The following is a 25,429-nucleotide window of genomic DNA, read 5'->3' on the forward strand; positions in this document are numbered from 1 at the left end:
TAAGGCAGTCGAACACCGCTGCGGAGCTCCCATGATCGGACGCCTCAACCACGTCGCCATCGCCGTGAAGGACCTCGGCGCCGCGACCGCGCTCTATCGCGACACGCTCGGCGCGCGCGTGTCGCAGCCGCAGCCCGAGCCGGAGCACGGCGTCACGGTCGTCTTCGTCGAACTGCCCAACACCAAGATCGAGCTCCTGGAGCCGCTCGGCGCCGATTCCCCGATCGCCAAGTTCCTCGATCGCAACGGCGATGGCGGCATCCATCACATCTGCTACGAGGTCGACGACATCCTGGCGGCGCGCGACCGGCTGAAGGCGCAAGGCGCACGCGTGCTCGGCTCCGGCGAGCCGCGCATCGGCGCCCATGGCAAGCCGGTGCTGTTCCTGCATCCCAAGGATTTCCTCGGCACGCTGGTCGAGCTGGAGCAGGCGTGAGGGCCGCATGAACATCGTCGGCGGCTTCGCCCTTTATTTCATCATCTGGTGGATCACGCTCTTCGCGGTGCTGCCCTTCGGCATCCGCAGCCAGCATGAGACAGGCGATGTCGTGGCCGGAACGGAACCCGGCGCCCCCGTGCTGCCGAGGCTCCTGAGGAAGGCTGTCGTCACCTCGCTGATCGCGGCGGTGATCTTCGCCGGCGTCTGGTATGCCTGGGTGACCTACGACGTCTGAGGGAACGGCTTTGCGCTACACGCCTGTCATTCCGGGGCTTCGCGCCTGTGGCGCGCCCCGGAATGACAACGGTGCTGGGATACCGCCCAAGAAAAAAGGCAAGGCCGATGCCTTGCCTTGATCAGTCCGCTTTTACCGCTGCACCGGCGCACATTCGAAAAGCGTGCGACTCGTTTTGCGAGGCGGGCGTTTGTTCCTCCCAAGACCTGGTCCGCAGCGCTTCGGCCAGCAAAGCGCTCCCAGCAGCGAAAAGATTAGCTCATCGTGGCGGCTCTGTCACCAGTTTAGGCAGAATGAGCCTCGAATTTTTGCAAGATTAATCTCTCGTGCTCTTGTGCGGTGCAGCAAGGGCAGGGGGGGTGGATCGCAGCCATGCCTTGTTCCGGCCAAAGGATGGAGCTATCGACCGGTATCCGCCGGGCTTTCCGGCGGCCATGGAGATCTTCATGCTGCGCAGCTCGCTCGCCGCTCTCGCCGTCGTCGCCTCGCTCGGTTTCGCCCAGGCCCAGAGCCCGAAGCCCGATCCGGAGAACACCGTCATCCTCGAGACCAAGGACGGGCCGGTCACCATCCGCCTGAGGCCGGATCTGGCGCCCAAGCACGTCGCGCAGATCAAGACGCTGGTGAAGCGCGGCTTCTATGACGGCATCGTCTTCCACCGCGTCATCGACGGCTTCATGGCCCAGACCGGCGACCCGACCGGCACCGGCACCGGCAAGTCCGACCTGCCGAACCTGCCCGCCGAGTTCACCCAGACGCCCTACAAGGTCGGCTCCGTCGGCATGGCCCGCTCGGCCTCGCCGGATTCGGCCAATTCGCAGTTCTTCATCTGCTATGAGGGCTGCGGCTCGCTGACCGGCCAGTACACGCTGTTCGGCGAGGTCGTTTCGGGCATGGACGCCGTGCGCAAGATCAAGAAGGGCTCCAGCGCCGCCAACGGCCAGGTCAGCGCCCCCGACAAGATCGTCCGCATGCGGATGCAGGCCGACGCCAAGTAGGCGGCATGCCGGGCGCGAGCCCAGGAGGGCGGCGATGCTTCGGACGGCCCTGATCGGGATCGCCCTGCTGCTGGCGGCCGGCGGCGCGCAGGCCCAGGGAACGCATGATCTGAGCCTGCCGCCACCCTCGGGCTCGCAATATCCGGTTCTGCCGCCGCCCTCGGGCTCGCAGAACCCGATCCTGCCGCCGCAGAGCGGCCAGCGCTATGATCCGGGCGTCGGCGGCCCCTTCGGCGGCGGCGACATTCCGGGCCTCGACCGGCGCCGGCCCGGCCCGCCGCACCCGATGCGCGGCAGCGGCGAGATCGGCCTGATCGGCCAGCTCTCCCCTGCGACCCCGCCGGACGGCACGGGCATCGTCGACCGGCTCGCCGAGATCGCCCCGGCGATCAGCCGCTGCTGGACCCCGCCGCCCTTGCCCGGCGACCTGACGGGCGCGATGGTTTCGCTGCGTTTCAGCCTGCGGCGCGACGGCAGCCTGTTCGGCGAGCCGCGCATCACCTGGGAGACCAGGCGCGGCGACGCCGAATTCCAGCGGCGCTTCAGCGAGTCCGCCATCGCCGCCGTCCGCGCCTGCACGCCGATGAGGTTGTCGACGGGCCTCGGAGCGAGTATCGCGGGGCGACCCTTCACCATACGCTTCCACGGCCGCGCGCCGTCCAACGAAAGGCAGAGCTGATGTCCCTCGATCCCGAGAACACCCTCGTCATGGAAACCACCAAGGGCAAGGTGGTCATCAAGCTGCGCCCTGACCTCGCGCCCGGCCATGTCGAGCGCATCAAGCTGCTCGCCCGCGAGGGCTTCTATGACGGCATCGTCTTCCACCGCGTCATCGACGGCTTCATGGCCCAGGTCGGCTGCCCGCACGGCACCGGCACCGGAGGCTCGAGCTATCCGGACCTGAAGCAGGAGTTCAATGCCGAGCCGCATGTGCGCGGCATCTGCTCGATGGCCCGCGCGCAGAACCCGAACTCGGCCAACAGCCAGTTCTTCATCGTCTTCGACGATGCCCGCTTCCTCGACAAGCAGTACACCGTCTGGGGAGAAGTCGTTGAAGGCATGGAGAATGTCGACCAGATCAAGCGCGGCGAGCCGGTCCGCGATCCCGACTCGATCGTCTCGATGAAGGTGATGGCCGACGCGGCCTGACCCATCGTGGATGTCGGGCTCTTCGATTTCGACCTGCCCGAGGACCGGATCGCGCTGAGGCCGGCGAGCCCGCGCGATGCGGCCCGCCTGCTCGTGGTGCGCCCGGACGCGGCCGAGCCCTTCGCCGATCGCGGTATCCGCGACCTGCCTTCGCTGCTCGAGCCCGGCGACGCGCTCGTCCTCAACGACACGCGCGTCATCCCGTCTCGCCTGCGCGGGCGGCGCTACCGCGGCGAGGATTTTGCCCGCGTCGAGATCATGCTGCACAAGCGCGAGAGCGAGGATCGCTGGCTCGCCTTCGCGCGGCCCGCCAAGAAGCTCAGCCTCGGCGAGACGGTCAGCTTCGATACGGACGGAGCCAGCAACGCCTGCGAGCTCGCCCGCCTGCAGGCGGAGGTGGTCGCGAAGGGCGAGGGCGGCGAGGTCGGCCTGCGCTTCAGCCTGACCGGTGCCTATCTCGACGAGGCGATCGAGCGGCTCGGCGAATTGCCCCTGCCGCCCTATATCGCCGGCAAGCGCCCGACGGACAGCGCCGACACGACCGACTACCAGACGCAGTTCGCCCGAAGCGACGGCGCCGTCGCCGCGCCGACGGCCGGGCTGCACTTCACGCCGGAGCTCCTGGCGGCGCTGAAGGCGCGCGGCGTCTCCAGCCATTTCGTCACGCTGCATGTCGGCGCCGGCACCTTCCTGCCGGTGAAGACGGACGACACCGACGATCATCGCATGCATGCCGAATGGGGCACGGTCTCGCCCGAGACCGCCGCGGCGCTGAACGCGGCGAGGGCGAAGGGCGGGCGGATCGTCTGCATCGGCACGACCGCGCTGCGCCTGATCGAGAGCGCGGCGGAAGAGGACGGCACGATCCGGCCCTTCACGGGCGACACGGCGATCTTCATCACGCCGGGCTATCGCTTCCGCGCGGTCGATCTGCTGATGACGAATTTCCACCTGCCGCGCTCGACCCTGTTCATGCTGGTCTCCGCCTTCTGCGGGCTTGACCTGATGAAGCGCGCCTATGCCCATGCGATCGCGGCACATTACCGCTTCTACAGCTATGGCGACGGCAGCCTGCTGTTCCGGGCGGAATGACGGCGGAGGGCAACGCGGCGGTTCCGGCTCGCATTCCGGCCGCGAAAATGCTACCGGGCTCCCAACAGGGATCGTGACGAGTCAAATGGCCGATATTTTTCGCGAGATCGATGAGGAAGTCCGCCGCGACAAGGCGGCCGAGCTCTGGAAGAAATATGGCTGGGTCATCACCGGCCTCGCCGTGCTGGCGGTGCTGGCCGTCGCCGGCTGGCAGTTCTGGCAGCATCGCGAGAACCAGGCGTCGCAGGCCGTCGGCGCGCGCCTCGAGGCGGCGTTGAAATCCTCGCGCGACGGCGATGCCGCCCAGGCCGAGACGATCCTGAAGGAGCTGGCCGAGACGGCGCCCGCCGGCTACCGCCTGATCGCCCGTTTCCGCCTCGCCGCCGAGACGGCCAAGCGCGATCCCGCAGCCGGTGCCGCCGCCTTCGATGCGCTCGCCGGCGACGGCGCGCTGGAGCAGATCTATCGCGATCTCGCCAGGCTGCGCGCCGGCATCCTGCGCGTCGATCTCGTCCCCTATGCGGAAATCAAGGCGGCGCTCGAGCCGCTCGCGGCGGCGCAGGGCGTCTGGCGCCACACCGCCCGCGAGTTCCTCGGCATTTCCGCGCTCAAGGCCGATCTCTTCGAGGATTCCGGGCGCTGGTTCGATGCCGCCATCACCGATCCGCAGGCGCCGCAGGGCCTGCGCCAGCGCGTCGAGCTCTACCTCGCGCTCGTCCGCGGCGGCCCCGTCACGGTGAAGAACTGACACAAGCGGCATGACAGCCATCGTCGCCCTGGTCGGGCGCCCCAATGTCGGCAAGTCGACGCTGTTCAACCGGCTGGTCGGCAAGAAGCTCGCCCTGGTCGACGACCGGCCCGGCGTCACGCGCGACCGGCGCGAGGGCGACGCCACGCTCGGCCATCTGCGCTTCAAGGTGATCGACACCGCAGGTCTCGAGGAGGCGGACAGGGATTCGCTGGCCGGGCGCATGCGCGCCCAGACCGAGACCGCGATCGCCCAGGCCGATGTCGTGCTGTTCATGATCGACGCGCGCCTCGGCATCACGCCGATGGACCAGCCCTTCGCCGATCTGGTGCGCCGCTCCGGCAAGCCGGTGATCCTGCTCGCCAACAAGGCCGAGGGGAAGAAGGGCGCCGAAGGCATCATCGAGGCCTATGGGCTCGGCCTCGGCGATCCCGTGCCGTTCTCGGCCGAGCATGGCGAGGGCACGGCCGACCTGCTCGAAGCGCTCGTCCCCTTCATCGCCGACGAGCCCGAGGACGATGACGACACCGGCTGGGAGGACGCTCCCGAGGGCGAGGACGAGGAGGATATCGATCCGGATCGTCCGCTCCGCGTCACCATCATCGGGCGTCCTAACGCCGGCAAGTCGACGCTGGTCAACCGCATGATCGGCGAGGAGCGGATGCTGACCGGCCCGGAAGCCGGCATCACCCGCGACACCATCTCGGTCGACTGGGAATGGCGCGGCCGCAAGGTCAAGCTCTTCGACACCGCCGGCATGCGCAAGCGCGCCCGCATCGAGGAGAAGCTGGAAAAGCTTTCGGTCGCGGATTCGCTGCGCGCGATCCGCTTCGCCGAGGTCGTCGTCGTGCTGCTCGACGCCACGATCCCCTTCGAGAAGCAGGATCTGACGCTGGTGGATCTCACCGAGCGCGAGGGCCGGGCGGTCGTCATCGGCCTCAACAAATGGGATCTCGTCGCCGACAGGCAGGGCCTGCTCGCCGAGCTCAAGGAGAAGGCGAACCACCTCCTGGCGCAGGTGCGCGGCGTGCCGATCGTGCCGCTCTCGGGGCTCGCAGGCGAGGGCATCGACAAGCTGATGCAGGCGGTATTTTCGGCCTATGGCGTCTGGAACCGCCGCGTCTCGACCGCGCGGATCAACCGCTGGCTCGAAGGCGTGCTCTCGGCCCATCCGCCCCCGGCGGTGGCCGGGCGGCGCATCAAGATCCGCTACATGACGCAGGCCAAGGCCCGGCCGCCGACCTTTGCGCTGTTCGGCAACCAGCTCGACCATCTGCCGGTGTCCTACACCCGCTATCTGGTCAACAACCTGCGCGACGCCTTCGAGCTGCCGGGCACGCCGATCCGCCTGCATCGCCGCGGCGGCGGCAATCCTTACGACAAGGCGCGCAAATAAGCGCTCACGCCGGCAGTTGCGGCGTCAGCACCTTGCCCTGCGGGAAGTCGAAGATCTTGCCGCTCTCGTTCCAGTCGGGCGAGGCGAGCCTGACCAGATGCGGCGCCAGCGCCTCCGGGGTCTTCAGCGTCATCGGATCCTCGCCCGGCATCGCCTCGGCCCGCATGCGCGTGCGCAAGGGGCCCGGATTGACCAGCATCAGCTTGACCGGCGTCGTCGCGGTCTCGGCCGCATAGGTGCGCCCCAGCGCCTCGACGGCGGCCTTGGAGATCGAATAGGGCCCCCAATAGGCGGTGCATTTATGCGCGGCGCCGGACGACATCATGAGGACGCGCCCCGCATCGGAAGCGCGCAGCGCCGGATCGAGCGCCTTCAGCAGGCGCCAGTTGGCGGTGACGTTGATGTCGATGACCTTGGCCCATTCCGCTTCGGAGGCATGGCCGAGCGGGGTGAGCGGCCCGAGGATGCCGGCATTGGCAAGGAGGATGTCGAGCCTGCCCCAGCGCTCCATCACGACGGCGCCGAGCTTTTCCAGCCCGCCGGCATCGGCGAGGTCGAGCGGCACCAGCGTGGCGCTGCCGCCGGCCGCGGTAATCTCGTCGTCGAGCTCCTCGAGCGCGCCGGTGGTGCGCGCCAGCGCCACGACATGGGCGCCGGCCTCGGCGAAGGCCAGCGCCGCGGCGCGCCCGATGCCGCGCGAGGCACCGGTGACGAGCGCGATGCGATCCTGGAGGGGCCTGGTCATGGGCTCAGCCGGCTTCGGCCAGCAGGGAGAGCTGCTGCTTGCCGGTCTCGCCGACCATGTCGGTGAGCGAGGTCGGGTAGTCGCCGGTGAAGCAATGGTCGGTGAATTGCGGCCTCAGCGGATCGCGCCGCTCATGGCCCATCGCCCGGTAGAGCCCGTCGACCGAGATGAAGGCGAGCGAATCGGCCCCGACGAACTGGCGCATCTCCTCCAGCGAATGGGTGGCGGCGAGCAGCTTCTGCCGGTCGGGCGTGTCGATGCCGTAATAGTCGGGATGGGTGATCGGCGGCGAGGAGATGCGGAAATGCACCTCGCGCGCCCCGGCCTCGCGCATCATCTTGACGATCTTGAACGAGGTCGTGCCGCGCACGATCGAATCGTCGACCAGGATGATGCGCTTGCCCTCGACCACCGAGCGGTTGGCCGAATGCTTCAGCTTGACGCCGAGCTCGCGCACCTTCTGCGTCGGCTCGATGAAGGTGCGCCCGACATAATGGTTGCGGATGATGCCGAGCTCGAAGGGGATGCCGCTCGCCTGGGCATAGCCGAGCGCGGCGGGCACGCCCGAATCCGGCACCGGCACGACGACGTCGGCCTCGGCCGGGGCCTCCCGGGCCAGCACCGCGCCCATCGCCTTGCGGCGCTCGTAGATGCTGCGGCCCTTCACCACCGAATCGGGGCGGGCGAAATAGATGTACTCGAAGATGCAGGGCCGCTCCGGCACGGGCGGGAAGGGCTTGTGGCTCTCGATCCCGCTCTCGGAGATGATCACGACCTCGCCGTTCTCGATCTCGCGGACGAATTTGGCGCCGATGATGTCGAGCGCGCAGGTCTCGGAGGTCAGGATCGGCGCGCCGTCGAGCTCGCCCAGCACCAGCGGGCGGATGCCGAGCGGGTCGCGCACGCCGATCAGCTTCTTGTTGGTCATGCCGACGAAGGCATAGGCGCCCTCTATCTGGCGGATCGCCTCGATGAAGCGGTCGACGAAGCGCGCCTTGCGGCTGCGCGCGACGAGGTGCAGCAGAACTTCGGTATCCGAGGTCGACTGGTAGAGCGCGCCGTCGCGGACGAGGTTGCGCCTGAGCGTCAGCCCGTTGGTGAGGTTGCCGTTATGGGCGACCGCGAAGCCGCCGCCGTGCAGATCGGCGAAGAGCGGCTGGACGTTGCGCAGGATCGTTCCGCCGGTGGTCGAATAGCGGACATGGCCGATCGCCTGCGGGCCCTTGAGCTCGTCGATGACGCTCGCTTCCGAGAAGGCGTCGCCGACGAGGCCGAGCCGGCGCTCGGAATGGAAGCGCTTGCCATCGAAGGAGACGATGCCCGCCGCCTCCTGGCCGCGATGCTGGAGCGCGTGCAGGCCGAGCGCCGTCAGCGCCGCCGCGTCGGCATGACCGTAGATGCCGAAGACGCCGCATTCTTCCCTGAGCCGGTCGGCATCGGGGTCGAAGGCGGTAACGCTCTCGGTATGCGAGGTCATGTCGAGCTCCAGGAGGGCCGCGGGCAAACTCTCTTACGCGCTAATTAGGGACGGGCGGGGCGGGCGCAACCGGCGCCGGGCTGCGCGGCTCCTCCGCCGGAGCCTCGGTCGCTTCCTCCGGCTTCTGCTTCTTCAGGAGGTTCCTGATGAACTCGGCGTTGACGTCATGCGGCAGCATGGCGATCAGCGAGCGGCCGGTTTCCTCCAGCATCGGCTTGGCCTTGGCGTCCCGGGCCCAGACCGGCATCTTCTCGGCGCCGACCAGCGCCGCGAAGAACAGGTAGCCGATCACCGCCAGAAGCAGGCCGCGCGCCGCGCCGAAGACGAAGCCGAGCGTGCGGTCGAGCGCGCCGATGCGCGAATCGAGCACGAAGTCGGAAATCCGCGCCGTGATCAGCGAGACCACGATCAGCGTGCCGAGGAACAGCGCCGCGATCGCCGCGACGAGCGCGATCGTATCCTGCGCGGAGCTTGCCGGGATGTACTGCTTCACGAAGGGCACGAGCTGCGGGTGGAAGATCCAGGCGACGGCCGCCGCCGCGACCCAGGAGGCGATCGCCAGCACCTCGCGCGTGAAGCCGCGGACGGCTGCGAGCAAAGCCGAGATCAAAACCACGCCGATGACGACGAGATCGAGAATGGTGACAGGCATGGAAGGGCCGCTTTGCTGTGGTCAGGTGCCGACCGGCCGTGAGGCAGCGGCCGTTTCGGCTTTGCTATACGCGTTCCGGGCCTCTGCGTCACCCTTCCGGCGACGTCATTTCACACCCTTGCGTGGTGCGCGCGCCGCGATATCGGCAACGAGTTCCGTGACATGGCCGAAACGCCGCAATGAGAGCCCGCCGCCGTCGCCATGGTCGGCGCCGCCGGCCGGCATCAGCGCCGCCTCGAAGCCGAGCTTGGCAGCCTCCCTGAGGCGCGCCGCCGCGACCGAAACCGGCCGGATCGCGCCCGAGAGCGCGATCTCGCCGAAATAGACCGCCTCCTGCGGCAGCGTCGCTCCGCTCAGCGAGGAAACCAGCGCCGCCGCGACGGCCAGATCCGCCGCCGGTTCGTTGACGCGCAGGCCCCCCGCCACGTTGAGATAGACGTCGTGCTGGCCGAGCCTGAGGCCGCCATGGGTTTCCAGCACCGCCAGCACCATGGAAAGCCGGCTGTTCTCCCAGCCGACCACGGCGCGCCGCGGCGTGCCGAGCGCGGTCGGGGCGACCAGCGCCTGGATCTCGACCAAGACCGGCCGCGTGCCCTCTATCCCCGCGAAGACCGCCGCGCCCGGCGCCGGCTGGTCGCGCCCGGCGAGGAACAGCGCCGAGGGGTTCGTCACCTCGCTAAGCCCCTTGCCGGTCATCTCGAAGACGCCGATCTCGTCGGTCGGGCCGAAGCGGTTCTTCTGGCCGCGCAGGATCCGGAACGCATGCGCCCCTTCTCCTTCGAACGACAGAACCGCGTCGACCATGTGCTCGACCACGCGCGGGCCGGCGATCTGCCCGTCCTTGGTGACGTGGCCGACCAGGATCAGGCAGACGCCGCTCGTCTTGGCGTAGCGGATCAGCGCCTGAGCCGAGCCGCGCACCTGCGTCACCGTGCCCGGCGCGCTCTCGACCTCGCCTGACCACATCGTCTGGATCGAGTCGATCACCACCAGCGCCGGGCGCTCGCCCTGGCCGAGAGTGGCGACGATATCCTCGACATTGGTCTCGGCCGCGAGATCGACCGCCGCCTCGGCGAGCCCCATCCGCTCGGCCCTGAGCCGCACCTGCCCGGTCGATTCCTCGCCCGAGACATAGACGACGCGTCGCCCGGCCCTGGCCAGTGCCGCGCAGGCCTGCATCAGCAGCGTCGACTTGCCGATGCCGGGATCGCCGCCGATCAGCAGCACCGAGCCCGGAACGAAGCCGCCGCCGGTGACGCGGTCGAGCTCGCCGATCCCCGAGACGATGCGCGGTGCGTCCTGCGTTTCGCCCTTCAGCGTCTCCAGCGCGAACACCCGGCCCCGTGCCCGTCCGCCGGAGGATGCGCGTCCGCCGCCGGGAACGGGCGCGGCCTGCGCATCCTCGACCAGCGAGGACCATGTCCCGCAGGCGTCGCACTTGCCCTGCCAGCGGTGATAGACCGCCCCGCAGGCCTGGCAATGATAGGTCGGGCCGCGCTTGGCCATCGCTAAACCGTCATTCCGGGGCGCGGCGAAGCCGTGAACCCGGAACCTACGGCGGCCCGCGACCTTTGCCGCGCGTGATGGCAGCCGCTCACCCAGTCGCGGGTTCCGGGTTCTTCGCTGGCGCGAAGCCCCGGAATGACGGCGGGGGCATTCACCTTCACAGCCCGACATAGCGCCGCGCATAGCGGCGGCCGAGGCTAGTCAGGATCTCGTAGCCGATCGTCTTGGCCCCGGCGCCGACCGTATCGATGTCGAGCTCCCCTCCGATCAGGATGACGCTTTCGCCGCGCCTTCCGGCATCCTCCGGCGCGTCGGTGACGTCGAGGATGATCAGGTCCATCGAGACCGAGCCGACGAAGGGGCACAAGACGCCGCCGACCAGCGCCGAGCCGCCGGTCGAGCCGTCGGTCCAGCTCGCATTGCGCGGATAGCCGTCGGCATAGCCCAGGCAGATCGTCGCGAGCTTGCGCCTGCCCGTGGCGGTCCAGCGGCCGTTATAGCCGACTTGCGCGCCCGGCTCGACCTCGCGGGTCTGGATGATCGGCGCCTCCAGCCCGACGACCGGCCGCATCGGGTTCGGCCTGCCGGGCGTGGGATTGCCGCCATAGAGCGCATAGCCCGGCCGGGTGAGCTGATAGGACGGGCAGTCCCTGAGGAAATGGCCGGAGGAGTTGAGCAGCGAGGCCGGCAGGCCGGGAAAGGCGGCCGCGATTTCGGCGAAGGCGGCGATCTGGCGGGCATTGGCCGGGTCGCCCTCGTCCTCGGAGGAGGAGAAATGGCTCATCACCAGCCCGATCCCCGCCGCCGCGAACTCGTCCGGCCGCTCGCGGGCAAGCGCGAGCCCCTCGGCCGTCGGGAACCCGAGCCGGTTCATAGCGGTGTCGATATGCAGCGCAGCCGGCCGGACCTGCGCGCCGGTCTGCCGGAACGAGGCCCATTCCAGCACTTCCTCCCGTGAGCCCAGCACCGGCGAGAGCGCATGCCGGGCATAAGCCTCGCAGGCTCCGGGCAGGAGGCCGTTGAGGACGTAGACCGTCGCTTCCGGTGCCGCCTTTCGCGCGCGGATGCCTTCCAGGACATGCGCGACGAAGAAGTCGCGGCAGCCCGCCCGCGCGAGCACTGTCACCGCCGGCTCGATGCCGATGCCATAGGCGTCGGCCTTGACCACGGCGCCGGCCTCGGCGCCCGCCCGCCGGGCGAGCGCGCGCCAGTTCGCGATGAGCGCGTCGAGATCGATGGTCAGCGTCGCGCCATGGGCGGTATCGGGCATCATTCGCGCTCCGGCAGGCGCATCTCGTCGGCGCGGTCGGAGAAGCGCGTCACCTCGGCGTCGAATTGCAGAGCGACGGTGCCGGTCGGGCCGTGGCGCTGCTTGCCGATGATCAGCTCGGCGAGGCCGTGGGCGGCCTCCATCTCGATCTGCCACTTGTTGTGCTCTTCGGTGCCCGGCCGCGGCTCCTTGCCCTTAAGGTAGTATTCCTCGCGGTAGACGAACATCACCACGTCGGCGTCCTGCTCGATCGAGCCGGATTCGCGCAGATCCGAGAGCTGCGGGCGCTTGTCGTCGCGGCTTTCGACCTGGCGCGAGAGCTGGGAGAGGGCGACGATCGGGACGTTGAGCTCCTTGGCCAGCGCCTTCAGGCTGGTGGTGATCTCGGTCAGCTCCTGCACGCGGTTCTGCCCGCTCTTGGCCGAGGCGGAGAGCAGCTGGAGATAGTCGATGAACAGGACGTCGAGCCCCTTCTGGCGCTTGAGGCGCCGGGCGCGGGCCATGAGCTGGGCGATCGAGAGGCCGCCGGTCTGGTCGATATAGAGCGGCAGCTTCTCGATCTGGGCCGCGACGTCGGTCAGCCGGGCGAAATCGGCCTCGGTGATGCGGCCCTGCCTGATCTTGTAGGAGGAGATGCCCGACTGCTCGGCGACGACGCGGGTTGCGAGCTGGTCGGCCGACATCTCGAGCGAGAAGAAGCCGACGATGCCGCCGTCGACGCTCTTGATCGTGCCGTCCTCCTGGCGCTCGCCGCGCCAGGCGCGGGCGATGTTGAAGGCCATGTTGGTGGCGAGCGAGGTCTTGCCCATGGCCGGGCGCCCGGCCAGCACGACGAGGTCGGAGCGTTGCAGGCCGCCCATGCGCTGGTCGACGTCGCGCAGGCCCGTCGAGATGCCCGACAGCCCGCCGGCGCGCTGATAGGCGCTCGCCGCCATGTCTATGGCGAGCCCGAGCGCCCCGTCGAACTTCTGGAAGCCGCCCTCGTAGCGGCCCTTCTCGGCGAGCTCGTAGAGCCTGCGCTCGGCATCCTCGATCTGCTCGCGCGGCGCCATCTCGACGGGGGCGTCATAGGCTACGTTGACGAGGTCCTCGCCGACGCCGATGAGCTGGCGGCGGATGGCGAGGTCGTAGATCGTGCGGCCGTAATCGGCGGCGTTGATGACGGTCGTCGCCTCGGCGGCGAGCCGCGCCAGATACTGGGAGGGCGTGATCTCGCCGATATCGACGTCGTTGAGGAAGGTCTTGAGCGTGATCGGGGTCGCGAGCTTGCCGGCCCGGATCAGGCTCGCCGTGAGCTCGAAGACGCGCTGGTGGATCGGCTCGAAGAAATGCTCCGCCAGCAGGAAGTCGGAGACGCGGTAGAAGGCGTCGTTGTTGACCAGGATCGCGCCCAGCAGCGCCTGCTCCGCCTCGATGTTGTGAGGCTGGACGCGGTAATCCGGCTCGCGGTTGTCGAGGCGGGCGACGAGGGCGGTAGCGGTGGCCATGGCCGTCCCGATAAATCAATGCCGAGCGAAATCAAGCCGACAATCAGCCGCGCGGACCTGCGTCCGGGGCCGTCCCGAGTCGGCGGAAAACTAACTTAACATGCTGACAGTTGGTGCCAGCATCCCGCGGCTCCATCCACGCCTTTGCACAGGCCTCGAACCGAAAAAGGCGCCGTGTTGCCACGGCGCCCTTGACTCGTTTTCTCGTGCGTCGGGTCTCAGAGCTCGGCGTCGCCGGCCTCGGCCAGCGCGGCGCCGACCTCGAGGCCGAGATCGTCGAGGTCGAACTCCTCGCGGGCGGTGACGTTCTCGCCGGCAGCCTGGCGCTCGGCTTCCCCGGCCGAGCGGGCGACGTTGACGGTGATCGTGACCGAGACCTCAGGATGCAGCACGACCGGGACGGTGTGCAGGCCCAGCGTTTTGATCGGGTGGTTCAGCGTCACCTGGCCGCGCGAGACGTTGAAGCCGTCCTTGGTCAGCGCCTCGGCGATGTCGCGGGTCGAGACCGAGCCGTAGAGCACGCCCGATTCGCCCGACTGGCGCAGGATGGTGACGCTCTGGCCGTCGAGGCGCGAGGCGACCGCGCCGGCCTCGGACTTCAGCTCGAGGTTGCGGGTCTCGAGCTCGAGCTTCTGGCTCTCGAAGCGCTTCCTGTTGTCGTCGGTGGCGCGCAGCGCCTTGCCGCGGGCGAGCAGGTAGTTGCGGCCGAAGCCGTCGCGCACCTTCACCACGTCGCCCATCTGGCCGAGCTTGGCGACGCGTTCGAGCAGGATCACTTCCATTGTTCTTCTCCTTGATTTCAAGTCTGTTTGTCAGGAATGGGCAGGCGGCGGCGCGGCCCGCTTGCGCAGGCCGAGAAGCGTGTCGATCATGCCGGCGATCGCAAGCAGCGGGGTCAGCACCGCCTGCATCACGACGAGCGCGACATAAACCGAGATCAGCATCGGCAGCCGCCAGGGGCGGCCGCGCGAGATGTCGTGGAGCGTGGCGAGACCGCTGAACATGAAGCCGGCGAGCAGCGCCCCGACGAGGGCCATGGCGGCGACGCCGATGAAGCCGCCCGTCGCCGCGACGAAGGCGGAAGCGATCAAGAGCAGCAGCGCCTGCCGCGGCAGCGTGGTCGAAGGGATGAACGGCCAGGGGCGCGGCAGCCGGCCGGACGTCTTCACGACGCGCGCCGCGATCCAGAGATTGGCGGTGATGGTGGTGACGAAGGAGGCGCCGATGCCCAGCGGCACGGCCGGCGCCAGGCTCTCCGCCAGCTCCTTCACCTGGATGTCGCCGGGCAGCACGATCAGCTTGCCGCGCACCATCTCGTTCAGCAGGTTCTCGATCATCTGCGCGATCGCCGTGCGGTAGGCCTCGTAGTCGGTGGTCATCACGAGCGCGCTGCCGACGGTGGCGAGCGCGGCCGTGGCGGCGATCCAGAGCAGAATATGGCCGAGCGGATACCACTCGACCCGGCCCTGCCCGTCGCCGCGGGCGAGCAAGGCGAGATAGGCGATCCACCAGGCGGGCAAGGCGATGATCAGCGCGAAGGCGATGCCGCCCGTGGGCGCGAGCGATACCGCGACGGCGAGCGCCCCGGCCGCCGTGGCGTAGAGCCCGGAACGGTGGTTCCAGCCCAGCGAGGCGATGAAGATCGGCAGGGGGGCGGCGGAATACAGAAGCGCCGCCAGCGGCGATCCGCTGATCACCACTGCGAAGAGCAGGGCCGAAACGAGGCCCGCGCCGATGCCGACGATCGGAATCATGGTCCGTCCTGCTGTCCCGCTGCTCGCTGGCTTCTTAAGGCCGGGCAGGGTGAGAGGCTCATCGCCTCAACGAACCCGGTGGAGTCTCACCGCCGGGTGACTGGTTGGTCTCGAAAGCGAAAGCCGCAGGCACCGCAAGGCGCCTGCGGAAACCTTCATCCGCTCAGCGGATGACGTAGGGCAGGAGCCCCAGGAAGCGGGCGCGCTTGATCGCCTGGGCGAGCTCGCGCTGCTTCTTGGCGGAAACCGCCGTGATGCGGGAGGGCACGATCTTGCCGCGCTCGGAGATGTAGCGCGAGAGCAGGCGCACGTCCTTGTAGTCGATCTTCGGGGCGCCTTCGCCCGAGAACGGGCAGGACTTGCGGCGGCGGAAGAAGGGGCGGCGGGCGCCGGCGGATGCAGTCGACATGAATCAGGCCTCCGCTTCGGCGGTTTCGGTCGCTTCGTCTTCGCGGCGCGGGCGGTCGCGGCGCGGGCCGCGGTCGAACCGGTCGCCGCCACGCTCGGGGCGGTCGTCGCGGTCGCGCTTCTGCAGCATGGCCGACGGGCCTTCCTCGAGCTCCTCGACGCGGACGGTCAGGAAGCGCAGGACGTCCTCGTTGATGCGCATCTGGCGCTCCATCTCCAGCACGGCGGCGGAGGGAGCCTCGATGTTCAACAGCGTGTAATGCGCCTTGCGGTTCTTCTTGATGCGATATCCGAGGGACTTGACGCCCCAGTACTCGACCTTGCGGATGGCGCCGCCATTCGCCTCGATCACGCCCTTGAACTGCTCGACAAGGGCCTCGACCTGCTGCGCGCTGACATCCTGCCGCGCGAGCAGCACATGCTCGTACAATGCCATGAGTGGCCTTCCTCGTTTCACCCTGCCTCGCCCGGCGCGGAGCCCTCCGAGCCCTGGATAAGGCCCGACAGGATTTCATCGAAGGCGGAGACACGGGACGACGGCTCATGAGAACCTGCGCAGATCCATGCGGACATGCGCCATCCGTTCAGCCTCCGGCCGAACAAGCAGGAGGCGGTGGTTACAGCGCCCGAGCGGCAATGGCAACCGGAATCTGCCGCGCAAGCCCGAAATTTCCGGTTCCGCGCTTGACTTCGCGGCGGAAGCGATGTGACAGCCGCGTCATATTACTAAGGTTGTGAAGAGCGGAGCATTGCGTCGATGACGACAGCGTTCATCTTTCCCGGTCAGGGTTCGCAGGTCCTCGGCATGGGCAAGAGCCTGGCCGAGGCTTTCCCGGTCGCGAAAGCGGTGTTCGACGAGGTCGACGCGGCCCTGTCGCAGAAGCTCTCGGCCGTGATGTGGGAGGGCCCCTCGGAGGAGCTGACGCTGACGGCCAATGCCCAGCCCGCACTGATGGCGGTGAGCCTTGCGGTGGTGCGCGTCCTCGAAAGCGAGGCGGGGCTCGACCTGAAGCGCGATTCGGCCTTCGTCGCCGGCCATTCGCTCGGCGAATATTCGGCGCTCGCGGCCGCCGGCACCTTTTCCATCGGCGATGCCGCCCGGCTCCTGCGCATCCGCGGCGACGCCATGCAGAAGGCGGTGCCGGCGGGGCAGGGCGCGATGGCGGCGCTGCTCGGCGCCGAGCTCGATCTCGCCCGCGAGATCGCCGCTGCGGCGGCTGAGGGCGAGGTCTGCGAGGCCGCCAACGACAATGGCGGCGGGCAGGTCGTGCTCTCCGGTTCCAAACCCGCGATCGAGCGCGCCATCGCGCTCGCCGGTGAGCGGGGCGTCAAGCGCGCCATGCTGCTGCCGGTTTCCGCGCCCTTTCATTGCGCCCTGATGCTGCCGGCGGCCGAGGCGATGCGCGAGGCGCTGGCAAAGGTTACGATGCGGGCGCCGGTCGTGCCGGTCGTCGCCAATGTCGGCGCCGCGCCGCTGAGCGAGCCCGACGCGATCCGCGCCTCGCTCGTCGCCCAGGTCACCGGCACGGTGCGCTGGCGCGAATGCGTGCTGGCGATGGCCGCGGCCGGCGTGACTGATTTCGTCGAAGCCGGCAGCGGCAAGGTGCTGGCCGGCCTCGTCAAGCGTATCGTCGCCGGCGCGGCGCCGGTTTCGATCGGCACGGCCGAGGACATCGCGGCCTGGAAGGCCCGCAAGGCATAGGGTATCGCGTTTGATGGAAACGCTCCGCCTGTCATTCCGGGGCTTCGCGAAGCGAAGGACCCGGAACCCATGGCGGGGTGAGGCATTCTACTCGGTTGCGGGCGGCTCACCCAGTCATGGGTTCCGGGTTCGCCCTTCGGGCGCCTCGGAATGGCAGGCGGGAATGTCCTATAATCGCCCAGACGACCTACGGGAGTGAGCATGTTCGATCTGACCGGCCGCAAGGCCCTTGTCACCGGCGCGACCGGCGGCCTCGGCGGCGCCATCGCCCGCACCCTGCATGCGCAAGGCGCGAGCGTCGCGATCTCGGGCACGCGCACCGAGGCGCTGGAGGCGATTGCCGCGGAACTGGGCGAGCGCATCGTGGTCACGCCCTGCGATCTCTCCGACGCGGCTTCGGTCGAGGCGCTGGTGCCGGCGGCCGAGGAGAAGCTCGGCGGGCTCGACATCCTGGTCAACAATGCCGGCATCACCCGCGACAACCTGTTCATGCGCCTGAAGGACGAGGACTGGGACGCCGTACTCGCGGTCAACCTGACGGCGGCGTTCCGCCTGTCGCGGGCGGCGGTGAAATCGATGATGCGCCGGCGCTATGGCCGCATCGTCGCGATCGGCTCCGTCGTCGGCACGACGGGCAATCCGGGGCAGGGCAACTACGCCGCCGCCAAGGCCGGGCTGATCGGCATGTCGAAGGCGCTTGCCGCGGAGGTGGCGAGCCGCAACATCACCGTCAACGTGGTCGCGCCGGGCTTCATCGAATCGCCGATGACGCAGGCGCTCAACGAGAAGCAGCGCGAGGGCATCCTCTCCGGCGTGCCGATGGGGCGGCTGGGCGCGGGCGCCGACGTCGCGGCGGCGGTCGCCTTCCTCGCCAGCACGGAAGCCGGCTACGTCACCGGCCAGACCCTGCACGTCAACGGCGGCATGGCGATGATCTGAGCGCCGGGCGCCCCGCAACGACGGTCAACCCGTCTCGAAGCTCGTTCCCAGCAGGCGCATCAGCTTGGTCTGCCGCCGGACATTGGTCTTGGCGAAGATTGATTTGAGATAGCTGCGCGCCGTGTTCACGCTGATGCCCGAGGCTGCCGCCGCCGCCTCGACGGAGAGCCCGTCAAGGAGCGCCGAGAGCAGGGTGGCCTCGGAAGGTGCGAGGTCGTAGAGCGCCTGCAGGATCTCCAGCCCCAGGCCGGGCCGGGGCCTGACCGGCGTGAAGAACAGGATCCAGCGCGCATCGAGGAAGAGGTCGCGCGCCGAGCCGGCGAGCGGCAGGAGATGCGCCACCATCGGCCCGGCCTCGCCCGCCTGCGGCACGGCGAAGGAATAGCCGCCGCCTTGCCCGGCCGCCGCGATCTCGCGCCGGAACAGCGCGGCGCTGCCCGCATCCCGAAACAGCGGCGGACCGCCTCGTTGGCGACGTCCACCAAGTCCACCCGCCCGCAGCGAATCGCCCGGCGCGGGCGTGGCGGCGCAGGGCCATGCGCCGCTTCGTGCCCCTCTCCGGCGCTCCCGCGCCGCTCTCGCCAGCCTCGAAAGCTTATGTTAACTAGCGCCGTCGCGCCGCCATGCGGCGGCCCGGGGGGACTTGACGAAACCTCGGTTGTTGCGTTTGTGCAGGCTTCGAGCTTTCCGGATCGCGGGCATCGTCATCGTGGCGCGGCGGCTCTGAATGCGTTCCCCCCAACCGCGTCGTAAGCCTTGCGGCGCGCTTTCAGTTTCCAAGTCTTAAGGAAGAGACCCATGAGCGATGTTGCCGAGCGCGTGAAGAAGATCGTGGTCGAGCACCTCGGCGTCGAGGCCGACAAGGTCGTCGACGGCGCCAACTTCATCGAGGACCTGGGCGCGGACAGCCTCGACACGGTCGAGCTCGTGATGGCCTTCGAGGAGGAGTTCGGCGTCGAGATCCCGGACGACGCCGCCGAGACGATCGTGACCGTTGGCGACGCGGTCAAGTTCCTCTCGTCCAAGAGCGCCTGACCGGCCCTCGGGCTGGCCTTTCGCCAGAAAGAGCCATGGTTTCTCGCAGTTATCCGATGCGGCGTGTCGTCGTGACCGGACTCGGAATGGTGACGCCGCTCGCCTGCGGCGTCGAGCCGACCTGGTCGCGGCTTCTCGCTGGCTTGAGCGGCGCCGGCCCCATCACCGGCTTCGACGCCAGCGACCTGCCGGCGCGGATCGCCTGCCACATCCCACGCGGTGACGGCAGCGACGGCACGTTCAATCCCGACGACTGGATGGAGCCGAAGGAGCAGCGCAAGGTCGACGATTTCATCGTCTACGCCATGGCCGCCGCCACCCAGGCGCTGAAGGACGCGGGCTGGAAGCCTCAAAGCTACGAGGACCAGATCCGCACCGGCGTCGCCATCGGCTCCGGCATCGGCGGGCTCGGCGGCATCTACGAGGCGTCGCTCCTGCTCAAGGAGCGCGGCCCGCGCCGCCTCTCGCCCTTCTTCATTCCCGGCCGCCTCAGCAATCTGGCGGCGGGCTACGTCTCGATCGAGCACGGGCTGAAAGGTCCGAACCACGCCGTCGTGACCGCCTGCTCGACCGGTGCGCACGCCGTCGGCGACGCCTCCCGCATGATCGCGCTCGGCGATGCCGAGGTCATGGTGGCCGGCGGCACCGAATCGGCGATCAACCGCCTCGGCATCGCCGGCTTCTGCGCCTGCCGGGCGCTCTCCACCGGTTTCAACGACACGCCCGAGAAAGCCTCGCGCCCCTATGACCGGGATCGCGACGGCTTCGTCATGGGCGAGGGCGCCGGCATCCTCGTGCTCGAGGAGCTGGAGCATGCGCTCGCCCGCGGCGCGCGCATCTATGCCGAGGTCGTCGGCTACGGCATGTCGGGCGACGCCTATCACATCACCTCGCCGGCCGAGGACGGCGACGGCGCCTATCGCTGCATGCAGGCGGCGCTGGATCGCGCCGGCATCGCCGCTTCCGATCTCGACTACATCAACGCCCACGGCACCTCGACGCCGCTCGGCGACGAGATCGAGCTGCGCGCCGTCGAGCGGCTGCTCGCCAATGCGCCGAGGCGTCCCGCGATGTCCTCGACGAAATCGGCGACCGGCCACCTGCTCGGCGCCGCCGGCGCGATCGAGGCGGTGTTCACGGTGCTCGCCATCCGCGACCAGATCGCGCCGCCGACGATCAATCTCGACAACCCCTCCGTCGAGACCGAGATCGACCTCGTGCCGCATGTCGCGCGCAAGCGCGAGATCGACTACGCCCTGTCGAACTCCTTCGGCTTCGGCGGCACCAACGCCTCGCTGGTGATGCGGCGCTACCGGCCGGATTGAGAAGGGCGCCACGGCACAGCGCCGTTTTGCCATATTCCTGGGTAGAGTCGGGCACTGAGGCTGTCGACGGCACGATTGCGCGTTCACAGCCGCGGCGAAACCGGCTCTAATGGAGCGGCGTCCGGCCCGACCCTCGGTTCCCATCCGGCCAACATCGTTTCTCTCTGCTTGCGAGCGCCATCCCTGTGAACGATACGCCCCGCGTCGCCCCCAAAAGCCCCGGCGAGGCCCTCAAGCCCGTCGCGCCGCCGGCGCCCCCGCCCAGGACGCGCCGCCGCCGGCGCAGCCCCTTCCTCTCGATGTTGAGCGGGCTGTTCACGGTCGCGCTCGTCGGCGCCGGCGTGGTCGGCGCCGGCATCGCGATCGTCTCGAACCAGAGCAAGACGCCGGGCCCGCTGACCAGCGACCGCGCCGTCATCATCCCCAAGGAGAGCGGGCTGACCGAGATCGCCGCCCTCCTGGAGCGGGAGGGGCTGATCGAGCATCCGCTCTCGTTCCGCATCGCGGCGATCGTCGGCGGCGACTGGCACAAGCTCAAGGCCGGCGAATACCTGTTCAAGGCCCGCGTCAGCCCGCAGGAGATCCTCGACATCATGTCGAGCGGCAAGGTGGTCGAGCATTCGATCACGGTTCCGGAAGGGCTGACGAGCGAGCAGATCGTCGAGCGCCTGCGCGCCAACGAGCTTCTGACCGGCGAGATCGAGCAGGTGCCGAAGGAGGGCTCGATCCTGCCCGACACCTACCGCTTCCCGCGCGGCTTCTCGCGCAAGGGCATCATCGATCGCATGGCCCGGGACCAGAACGCGGTTCTGGAGCGGATCTGGGCCAAGAAGCCGGCCGACCTGCCGATCAAGACGCCGCAGGAGCTCGTGATCCTCGCCTCGATCGTCGAGAAGGAGACCGGCCGCGCCGACGAGCGCCCGCGCGTCGCCGGCGTCTTCATCAACCGGCTGAACCAGAAGATGAAGCTGCAATCCGATCCGACGATCGTCTACGGCCTCGTCGGCGGCAAGGGCACGCTCGGCCGGCCGATCCAGCGCAGCGAGATCACCCAGGCAACGCCCTACAACACCTATGTCATCAACGGCCTGCCGCCGGGGCCGATCGCCAATCCCGGCCGCGCGGCGATGGAGGCGGTGGTCAACCATTCGCGCACGAAGGACCTCTACTTCGTCGCCGACGGCAGCGGCGGCCACGCCTTCGCCGAGACGCTGGAGCAGCACAACCGCAATGTCGGGCGCTGGCGCCAGATCGAGACGACGCGCACCCAGCAGCAGGGCGGCAAGCCGCCGGCCGAGGCGGTCGACAAGGTCGAGCCGCCGCCGGCTCCCGAAAACCGCACCGAGGCGCCCGCCACCGCGCAGCCGGCTTCCGTCGCCGAGCCGGCCGGGGCCGTCCCCGGAACGCGCGCGCGCGCCTTTGACGCCTCCGAGGGGACGGCGCGCGATCCCCTGCTCAACAAAACCTTCGATCTCAACTCGCCGAAGCAGGTGCCGCAGCTCAAGCCGTGACAGTGGGGTCGGCTCCATCCCCATTTTCCCGTCGCGGGCGGCTTGCTGTCGCACGGGCGCGCCACTACGGTCCGGCCCGATCGTAAACCGGGGCGGCAGGGCGATGGCCATCGAAAGCATGACGGGGTTCGCCCGAGCGGCCGGCACGGCGGGGGTCCATGGCTGGGCCTGGGAAATCCGCAGCGTCAACGGGCGCGGGCTCGATCTCAGGGTCAGGGTCCCGCCCGGCTTCGAGGTTCTCGCCGAGGCGGCCCGCAAAGCGCTCGGCGGCGCCTTCTCGCGCGGAACGCTGCACGTCAACCTCGCTGTGACCAGCGACGCCGGCCCGCCGCGCCCGCGCGTCAACGAGGCGATCCTCGCCGCGCTGCTCGAGGCGGTGGCGAAGCTGCCGCCGGCCGCCGGCATCAACCCGCCCTCCTATGACGGCCTGCTCGGCATCCGCGGCGTCGTCGACTATGCCGACGAGGCCGAAGATGCCCTCAGCGCGCTCGAGGCGCCGGCGCTTGCCGGCCTCGAAGCCGTGGCCCGGGCGCTCAAGGAGGCGCGCGCCGCCGAGGGGCGGGCGCTCGAGGCCATCGTCCGCGGCCATCTTGCAACCATCGCCGGGCTCGCCGGGCAAGCCGAGCGGCATCCGGCCCGCACGCCTGAGGCGATCCGCGCCCGCATCGCCCAGCAGGTCGAGGCGCTCATCGGGGCGAACAACGGCTTCGATCCGCAGCGCCTGCATCAGGAAGCGGCGCTGCTGGCGGTCCGCGCCGATATCCGCGAGGAGGTCGACCGCCTCCACGCCCATGTCGAGGCGCTCGGCGAGCTGCTCGACAAGGGCGGGCCGATCGGCCGCAAGCTCGATTTCCTGGCGCAGGAATTCGGCCGCGAAGCCTCGACGCTCTGCGCCAAGGCCAATGATCCCGGCCTGTCGCGCATCGGGCTCGAGCTGCGCACGGTCGTCGACCAGATGCGCGAGCAGGTCCAGAACGTGGAGTGAGCCTTGATGGCCGAGACCCTTCGCCCGGCCCGCCGCGGCCTGATGCTGATCCTGTCCTCGCCCTCGGGCGCCGGCAAATCCACGCTGACGCGCAATCTCAAGAGCGAGAACAATCTCGACCTCTCGATCTCGGTGACGACGCGGCCGAAGCGCCCCTCCGAGATCGAGGGCGTGCATTACCGCTTCATCGACCGCCCGACCTTCGATGCCATGCGCCAGCACAACGACCTGCTGGAATGGGCGGAGGTGCACGGCAACGGCTACGGCACGCCGCGCAAGGAGGTGGAGGCGTCGCTCGCCGCCGGCCGCGACGTGCTGTTCGACATCGACTGGCAGGGCACCCAGCAGATCGTCAAGCGCTCGCGGCCCGACGTCGTCACCATCTTCATCCTGCCGCCCTCGATGGCGGAGCTGCGCTCGCGCCTGATCCGCCGGGCGGAGGATGCAGCCGAGGTGATCGCCAAGCGCCTCGCCAATGCGCGCGACGAGATCGCCCGCTGGAGCCAGTACGACTACGTCATCGTCAACGACGATCTCCAGGCGGCCTATGAATCGATCAAGGCGATCCTGACGGCCGAGCGGTTGAAGCGCAGCCGCGCCGTGGGCCTGGGCGATTTCGTCGACCGGCTGCTCGCCGAGGAGATGCCCTGACCGGGCGTCGTTGCGCTGCCCTCGTCATTCCGGGTTCGCCCTTCCGGCGCCCCGGAATGACGGCGGTAGCGCTTCGCCCAGCGAGTTCGCCAGCCTGACGAAGCCGGAGACCGGCACTTCCTCCGCCCGCGCCGTCTCGGCAAGCCCGGCCGCGGCGATCAGCGGGGCGGGGTCGGGCAGCACGGCCTTCAGGCTCTGCCGCAGCATCTTGCGCCGCTGGCCGAAGGCTGCGAGCGTCACCCGCTCCAGCAGGCGCCGTTCGCAGGGCTCGGGCCGCTCGCGTGGAAGGAGCTGGACGACCGAGGAGGTGATCTTCGGCGGCGGCACGAAGGCGCTGCGCGGCACGTCGAACAGGATCTTCGTCTCGCAGCGCCAGTTCGACAGCACGGCGAGCCGGCCGTAATCGGCCCGCTCGGCCGGCGTCGCGACGATCCGCTCGGCGACCTCGCGCTGGAACATCAGGGTGAGCCCATCCCACCAGGGCGGCCAGGGCTCGAGCCCGAGCCAGCCGGTGAGCAGCGGCGTGCCGATGTTGTAGGGCAGGTTGGACACGATCCTCGCCCGCTCGCCCGCCAGATAGGGCGTCAGGTCGACGGAAAGCGCATCGCCCTCGATGACCGTCAGCCTTCCCGGATAATGCGCCGCGATCTCGGCGAGAGCCGGCAGGCAGCGCCGGTCGCGCTCGACCGCGACGACACGCCCGGCGCCGTTGGCCAAAAGCGCGCGCGTCAGTCCGCCGGGGCCGGGGCCGATCTCGACCACCGTGCGGCCTTCGAGCGGCCCGGCCGCGCGGGCGATCCGGCTCGTCAGGTTGAGATCGAACAGGAAGTTCTGGCCGAGCGCCTTCTGCGCCGTCAGCCCATGGCGCTCCACCACCTCGCGCAGCGGCGGCAGCTCGTCGATCCGGCTCACGAGGCGTCCGCCATCCGGGCGGCGAGCTTCAGCGCGGCGCAGAGGCTGTCCGGCCGCGCGATGCCTTTTCCGGCGATGTCGAAGGCCGTGCCGTGGTCCGGCGAGGTGCGGATGAAGGGCAGGCCGAGCGTGACGTTGACGCCCTCGTCGAAGGCGATGGTCTTGATCGGGATCAGCGCCTGGTCGTGATACATCGCCAGCGCCGCGTCGTAGCCGGCGCGCGCGCGGGCATGGAACAGCGTATCGGCCGGATAGGGGCCCAGCGCGTCGATGCCCTCGGCGCGCAACTGCGCGACGGCCGGCGCGACGACGCCCGCGTCCTCGTGGCCCATCGCGCCGTTCTCGCCGGCATGGGGGTTGAGCCCGGCGACCGCGAGCCTGGGCGAAGCGATGCCGAAGTGGCTTCGCAGCCCCGCCGCGACGATCCGGCCGGTCTCGACGATCAGCGCCGTGGTCAGGAGCTCGGGCACGAGGCGCAGCGGCTCATGGATCGTCACCGGCACGACGGCGAGCGTCTCGCACCACAGCATCATCACCGGGCGCGGCGCGACGCCGCCGTGAGCCGCCAGATGCGCCAGATATTCGGTATGGCCGGGGTGCTTGAAGCCTGCCTTGTAAAGCACTGATTTCGTGATCGGATTGGTCACGATGGCAGAAGCCTGGCCGGCCTCCGCCGCTGCGACCGCACGGTCGATCGAGGCGATCGTGCCCAAGGCCGTCGCGGGGTCCGGCCTGCCTGGCTCGACACCGGCCGGGCCGTCGAGCGCAATCACCGGCAGCGCCGCGTCGAAGACGGCGCCGGCATCGTCCCAGCCGCAGGTCCTGAGCGGCACGCTCCAGCCGAGCCGGCCGGCGAGATCGGCGAGATGACCGGGGTCGCCGATCCAGGCGAAAGGGGAAAGCGCGCGTTCGCGCCGCTCCAGCCAGGCGCGCAGCGTCAGCTCCGGCCCGATGCCGGCCGGGTCGCCCTGTGTCAATGCGAGCGGCTTTGCCGGCAAGACGTGCTCCGCGGC

The 25,429-nt window shown here is 69.3% G+C and carries 28 protein-coding genes; 15 read left to right on the top strand and 13 right to left on the bottom strand.

Translation table 11 applies throughout. The features are described 5' to 3' along the window. Positions 1-31 precede the first annotated feature (31 nt). The 8 genes from mce (at position 32) to der (ending at position 6,057) form a co-directional block, all read left to right on the top strand. Positions 32-436 (top strand): methylmalonyl-CoA epimerase, encoded by a 405-nt coding sequence (mce, locus tag M9917_RS19620; RefSeq protein ID WP_297256536.1) that lies wholly within the window; start codon positions 32-34, stop codon positions 434-436. Between the two features lie 7 nt (positions 437-443). Then, entirely contained in the window at positions 444-674 is a 231-nt protein-coding gene (locus M9917_RS19625; RefSeq protein WP_297256539.1) for a DUF1467 family protein, read from the top strand. A 446-nt stretch (positions 675-1,120) separates the two neighbouring features. After that, positions 1,121-1,672: a peptidylprolyl isomerase gene (locus M9917_RS19630; protein ID WP_297256541.1), complete on the top strand. Its 552-nt coding sequence runs from the start codon at positions 1,121-1,123 to the stop codon at positions 1,670-1,672. Positions 1,673-1,706: 34 nt separating this feature from the next. Further along, the gene (locus tag M9917_RS19635; RefSeq protein WP_297256543.1) at positions 1,707-2,351 is read left to right on the top strand and encodes a hypothetical protein; all 645 of its coding nucleotides are present in this window, start codon (positions 1,707-1,709) and stop codon (positions 2,349-2,351) included. Continuing rightward, complete coding sequence (locus M9917_RS19640) at positions 2,351-2,821, top strand: peptidylprolyl isomerase (RefSeq protein WP_297256545.1); 471 nt, start codon at positions 2,351-2,353, stop codon at positions 2,819-2,821. Before M9917_RS19635 ends, M9917_RS19640 begins: the two co-directional genes overlap by 1 nt. Positions 2,822-2,827: 6 nt before the next feature. Further along, entirely contained in the window at positions 2,828-3,913 is a 1,086-nt protein-coding gene (queA, locus tag M9917_RS19645) for a tRNA preQ1(34) S-adenosylmethionine ribosyltransferase-isomerase QueA (RefSeq protein WP_297256547.1), read from the top strand. 85 nt (positions 3,914-3,998) lie between these two features. After that, the gene (locus M9917_RS19650; protein ID WP_297256549.1) at positions 3,999-4,661 is read left to right on the top strand and encodes a tetratricopeptide repeat protein; all 663 of its coding nucleotides are present in this window, start codon (positions 3,999-4,001) and stop codon (positions 4,659-4,661) included. A 10-nt stretch (positions 4,662-4,671) separates the two neighbouring features. Then, positions 4,672-6,057: a ribosome biogenesis GTPase Der gene (gene der / locus M9917_RS19655; protein WP_297256551.1), complete on the top strand. Its 1,386-nt coding sequence runs from the start codon at positions 4,672-4,674 to the stop codon at positions 6,055-6,057. A 4-nt stretch (positions 6,058-6,061) separates the two neighbouring features. Here der and M9917_RS19660 read toward each other — a convergent pair whose 3' ends face one another. The 10 genes from M9917_RS19660 to rpsF all read right to left on the bottom strand — a co-directional run bounded on the left by M9917_RS19660 (position 6,062) and on the right by rpsF (position 15,792). Next, the gene (locus tag M9917_RS19660; protein ID WP_297256553.1) at positions 6,062-6,802 is read right to left on the bottom strand and encodes an SDR family NAD(P)-dependent oxidoreductase; all 741 of its coding nucleotides are present in this window, start codon (positions 6,800-6,802) and stop codon (positions 6,062-6,064) included. A 4-nt stretch (positions 6,803-6,806) separates the two neighbouring features. Continuing rightward, complete coding sequence (gene purF, locus M9917_RS19665) at positions 6,807-8,279, bottom strand: amidophosphoribosyltransferase (protein ID WP_297256555.1); 1,473 nt, start codon at positions 8,277-8,279, stop codon at positions 6,807-6,809. Positions 8,280-8,319: 40 nt separating this feature from the next. Next, positions 8,320-8,931 carry a CvpA family protein gene (locus M9917_RS19670; RefSeq protein ID WP_297256557.1) on the bottom strand — a complete coding sequence of 204 codons (612 nt, stop codon included), beginning with the start codon at positions 8,929-8,931 and terminating at the stop codon, positions 8,320-8,322. A gap of 105 nt (positions 8,932-9,036) precedes the next feature. After that, on the bottom strand, positions 9,037-10,437 hold the full coding sequence (gene radA / locus M9917_RS19675; protein ID WP_297256558.1) for a DNA repair protein RadA: 1,401 nt from the start codon (positions 10,435-10,437) through the stop codon (positions 9,037-9,039). 157 nt (positions 10,438-10,594) lie between these two features. Beyond that, positions 10,595-11,710, bottom strand: coding sequence for an alanine racemase (gene alr / locus M9917_RS19680; RefSeq protein ID WP_297256559.1), 1,116 nt, complete (start codon positions 11,708-11,710; stop codon positions 10,595-10,597). After that, positions 11,707-13,194: a replicative DNA helicase gene (locus M9917_RS19685; protein WP_297256561.1), complete on the bottom strand. Its 1,488-nt coding sequence runs from the start codon at positions 13,192-13,194 to the stop codon at positions 11,707-11,709. The genes alr and M9917_RS19685 overlap by 4 nt, the downstream gene beginning before the upstream one ends. Before the next feature lie 218 nt (positions 13,195-13,412). Continuing rightward, positions 13,413-13,976, bottom strand: coding sequence for a 50S ribosomal protein L9 (gene rplI, locus M9917_RS19690; RefSeq protein ID WP_297256562.1), 564 nt, complete (start codon positions 13,974-13,976; stop codon positions 13,413-13,415). Positions 13,977-14,006: 30 nt separating this feature from the next. Further along, positions 14,007-14,948 (bottom strand): DUF2232 domain-containing protein, encoded by a 942-nt coding sequence (locus tag M9917_RS19695; RefSeq protein WP_297256564.1) that lies wholly within the window; start codon positions 14,946-14,948, stop codon positions 14,007-14,009. A gap of 163 nt (positions 14,949-15,111) precedes the next feature. Further along, positions 15,112-15,357, bottom strand: coding sequence for a 30S ribosomal protein S18 (gene rpsR, locus M9917_RS19700; protein ID WP_038367644.1), 246 nt, complete (start codon positions 15,355-15,357; stop codon positions 15,112-15,114). Positions 15,358-15,360: 3 nt separating this feature from the next. Next, positions 15,361-15,792 (bottom strand): 30S ribosomal protein S6, encoded by a 432-nt coding sequence (rpsF, locus tag M9917_RS19705; RefSeq protein ID WP_297256572.1) that lies wholly within the window; start codon positions 15,790-15,792, stop codon positions 15,361-15,363. 321 nt (positions 15,793-16,113) lie between these two features. On the opposite strand from rpsF, the gene fabD reads away from it, so the two are divergent. Both fabD and fabG read left to right on the top strand, forming a co-directional pair. Next, on the top strand, positions 16,114-17,058 hold the full coding sequence (gene fabD / locus M9917_RS19710) for an ACP S-malonyltransferase (protein ID WP_297256573.1): 945 nt from the start codon (positions 16,114-16,116) through the stop codon (positions 17,056-17,058). Positions 17,059-17,259: 201 nt separating this feature from the next. Then, positions 17,260-17,997, top strand: a complete 738-nt coding sequence (fabG, locus tag M9917_RS19715) for a 3-oxoacyl-[acyl-carrier-protein] reductase (RefSeq protein WP_297256575.1) — start codon at positions 17,260-17,262, stop codon at positions 17,995-17,997. A gap of 24 nt (positions 17,998-18,021) precedes the next feature. On the opposite strand, the gene M9917_RS19720 is transcribed toward fabG, so the two are convergent. Then, positions 18,022-18,369, bottom strand: a complete 348-nt coding sequence (locus M9917_RS19720; RefSeq protein ID WP_297256577.1) for a helix-turn-helix transcriptional regulator — start codon at positions 18,367-18,369, stop codon at positions 18,022-18,024. A 426-nt stretch (positions 18,370-18,795) separates the two neighbouring features. On the opposite strand from M9917_RS19720, the gene M9917_RS19725 reads away from it, so the two are divergent. From M9917_RS19725 to gmk, 5 genes are all read left to right on the top strand, one after another. After that, a complete protein-coding gene (locus M9917_RS19725; RefSeq protein ID WP_061968116.1) occupies positions 18,796-19,032 on the top strand; it encodes an acyl carrier protein in 237 nt (78 codons plus the stop codon). A 56-nt stretch (positions 19,033-19,088) separates the two neighbouring features. Continuing rightward, positions 19,089-20,357 carry a beta-ketoacyl-ACP synthase II gene (gene fabF, locus M9917_RS19730; protein ID WP_297257133.1) on the top strand — a complete coding sequence of 423 codons (1,269 nt, stop codon included), beginning with the start codon at positions 19,089-19,091 and terminating at the stop codon, positions 20,355-20,357. Between the two features lie 179 nt (positions 20,358-20,536). Beyond that, entirely contained in the window at positions 20,537-21,868 is a 1,332-nt protein-coding gene (gene mltG, locus M9917_RS19735; protein ID WP_465246404.1) for an endolytic transglycosylase MltG, read from the top strand. Positions 21,869-21,971: 103 nt separating this feature from the next. Further along, complete coding sequence (locus tag M9917_RS19740) at positions 21,972-22,853, top strand: YicC/YloC family endoribonuclease (protein WP_297256581.1); 882 nt, start codon at positions 21,972-21,974, stop codon at positions 22,851-22,853. A gap of 6 nt (positions 22,854-22,859) precedes the next feature. Next, complete coding sequence (gene gmk, locus M9917_RS19745; protein ID WP_297256583.1) at positions 22,860-23,504, top strand: guanylate kinase; 645 nt, start codon at positions 22,860-22,862, stop codon at positions 23,502-23,504. Positions 23,505-23,528: 24 nt separating this feature from the next. On the opposite strand, the gene rsmA is transcribed toward gmk, so the two are convergent. Next, positions 23,529-24,416 carry a 16S rRNA (adenine(1518)-N(6)/adenine(1519)-N(6))-dimethyltransferase RsmA gene (gene rsmA / locus M9917_RS19750; protein WP_297256585.1) on the bottom strand — a complete coding sequence of 296 codons (888 nt, stop codon included), beginning with the start codon at positions 24,414-24,416 and terminating at the stop codon, positions 23,529-23,531. Then, on the bottom strand, positions 24,413-25,414 hold the full coding sequence (pdxA, locus tag M9917_RS19755; RefSeq protein ID WP_297256587.1) for a 4-hydroxythreonine-4-phosphate dehydrogenase PdxA: 1,002 nt from the start codon (positions 25,412-25,414) through the stop codon (positions 24,413-24,415). The genes rsmA and pdxA overlap by 4 nt, the downstream gene beginning before the upstream one ends. Positions 25,415-25,429 lie beyond the last annotated feature (15 nt).

The organism is Bosea sp. (in: a-proteobacteria), from assembly GCF_023953965.1.
GTDB lineage: Bacteria > Pseudomonadota > Alphaproteobacteria > Rhizobiales > Beijerinckiaceae > Allobosea.